This window comes from Anoxynatronum sibiricum, assembly GCF_039414295.1.
Classification (GTDB): Bacteria; Bacillota; Clostridia; order Peptostreptococcales; family Tindalliaceae; genus Anoxynatronum; species Anoxynatronum sibiricum.
In genome coordinates this window covers 1-1,725 of the sequence record NZ_JBCITM010000043.1, presented here as the reverse complement: position 1 = coordinate 1,725, position 1,725 = coordinate 1, and the positions used below count along the sequence as shown (strand labels likewise).

Below are 1,725 nucleotides of genomic sequence, written 5' to 3'. Positions count from 1 at the left end.
GCTGTATGACTTTGCTTTTTCAAACCTTCCGCTTCATCCTGATCCAGGCACTCTTGGATGAAAGCGCGGATTTCTTCCGTCACAACGGATGATATTCGTTCATAGGGTTTGCGCTCCCAGGGGACATGGTTGCCTTCGCAGTATTTCTTGACTGTATTTCTGGAGATGCCTAATGTTCGGGAAATTGCTCGTTGTGTCATACCTTCCTGGGTAAACATATGTCTGATTTGACCATACAGATCCACGTCCACGATCACACCTTTCACACTCCAATCAATTGATTTGATGCTTTCAATTGTATAGGAGTTTGGATTAGGTGGCTCACTTTTTCATCAGCACAACTTATCTGGTGATTTTGGAGAGTGGCTCACTTTTTCATCAGCACAAAGCGTGTTTTTGGCTCACTATCAGATTAGCATAGGCAGATAGAGGAAAAATATTCTTTGCTAAGGTGTTAAGTGTTTTCTTATTTATAGTAGCAGCAGTATTTATTTGTAACACTACGGTGTTTATAATTTTTGCTCTTACAGAATCATTCTTTTATTTGATGGAGGATAGATTTACTGTTGAATTACTACTTAAGACAATACAAGTATCAATTGTTATGGCTGTTATATCTGCTACGATAGGGATTATTGCCATGGGAATAGGATATACTAAAAAATCTGTGCCCACTACTATTATATCTGCTGTGCTGCTAGCTTCTTTATATAGTAATATAGCCTTCGTAAACATAGACAATGCTGCTGGTGCAGATCTGTTTTTAATGATATTCATGGGAATAACAATTACAGCAGGAAGTATTACCACCACTGTGCTTATAAAAAAAGTCAATCATATGGAGGCTGAATAAGATGGAACAGAAATTTGAACGTTTTATTGATAATGCGCTGGATAGAATTTTTGGTGGTTTTGAGCCACAACTTCTTTTATTCAATGTAGGTTTAAGTGTGCTTTTTATCGTTTTTGGAGTATTTCTTTTGAATAAGAAGGCCTCTAAAAATATAAACATCATAGGTTGGACCTGCTTTACAATTGGGAGTTTAGGCATGATCAGTGGAATAGTACAATTCATAACCGCGTGATGAAAGAACTGCTTACTATACCTGTGAAACAGTGCTTGACCCTCATCAACCATCACTTGTGGTAAACTAAGTCATAAACATTACTTATTGGAAGGATGAAGTCAAGACCATGCGAATGATTCATTCTCCGGCGAAAGCCATGCAGACAGCCAGCGATGTCTTTTTATATCAACAGCTTCCTGAGCATGTAAGAGGCGGTTTCCTTCGCGAAAAGCCGAGGGGTCAAGGAGGGATAATCTGCGCAGAAGTCCTGCGTCCACCACATAAAGTTTGAAAGCTGATCAGCTTAGCGTCACAAAACCATTGCAGGGCATCTTCATATTCTCTGGCCCGGGCACTCATAAAAGTCGGCAAGTGCCAGGTTCTGTGATGGGACTGCCCCGTGGTTTTCCCGGACAGCTTGTGTAAGGGCTCATTTGGATCATTTCTGCTGCCATCAGTGTGCTAAGCAGTCCGCTGCATGGTATGCTGTTTTTGTTTTTTGGATGTATGGGAATTTTTCCGCTGACCCAGCTGACCCTGCGGATCATGGGGCGATCTGCCAGGGTTGGTTCAGGAAACGGATTATGGGCCCTGGGTGCTCAGGTGGCTTTTACAGTTCCCATCAATTTTCTGTTGGTGGGCGCGGTGATTCTTTACA

Annotated in this window: 3 protein-coding genes and 2 pseudogenes; 3 read left to right on the top strand and 2 right to left on the bottom strand. The window is 41.6% G+C overall.

The annotated features are described in order from the left end of the window. A pseudogene (locus AAIG11_RS17785) lies at positions 1-218 on the bottom strand (IS21 family transposase); the annotation flags it as partial. A gap of 329 nt (positions 219-547) precedes the next feature. On the opposite strand from AAIG11_RS17785, the gene AAIG11_RS17780 reads away from it, so the two are divergent. Further along, positions 548-853, top strand: coding sequence for a hypothetical protein (locus AAIG11_RS17780; protein WP_343187543.1), 306 nt, complete (start codon positions 548-550; stop codon positions 851-853). A 1-nt stretch (position 854) separates the two neighbouring features. Further along, positions 855-1,085, top strand: a complete 231-nt coding sequence (locus AAIG11_RS17775) for a hypothetical protein (protein ID WP_343187542.1) — start codon at positions 855-857, stop codon at positions 1,083-1,085. A gap of 191 nt (positions 1,086-1,276) precedes the next feature. Here the strand turns inward: AAIG11_RS17775 and AAIG11_RS17770 are convergent. After that, positions 1,277-1,421: pseudogene (locus AAIG11_RS17770) on the bottom strand (ATPase); the annotation flags it as partial. A gap of 78 nt (positions 1,422-1,499) precedes the next feature. Between AAIG11_RS17770 and AAIG11_RS18210 the strand changes: the two are divergent. Beyond that, positions 1,500-1,725, top strand: a 226-nt coding sequence (locus AAIG11_RS18210) for a hypothetical protein (protein WP_425499437.1), incomplete at its 3' end; no start/stop codon positions are given.

What these genes read in the sequence shown, in the direction of transcription:
- AAIG11_RS17780 (WP_343187543.1), top strand. Translation starts at nt 548, where the DNA reads ATGGAGGATAGATTTACTGTTGAATTACTACTTAAGACAATACAAGTA.
- AAIG11_RS17775 (WP_343187542.1), top strand. Translation starts at nt 855, where the DNA reads ATGGAACAGAAATTTGAACGTTTTATTGATAATGCGCTGGATAGAATT.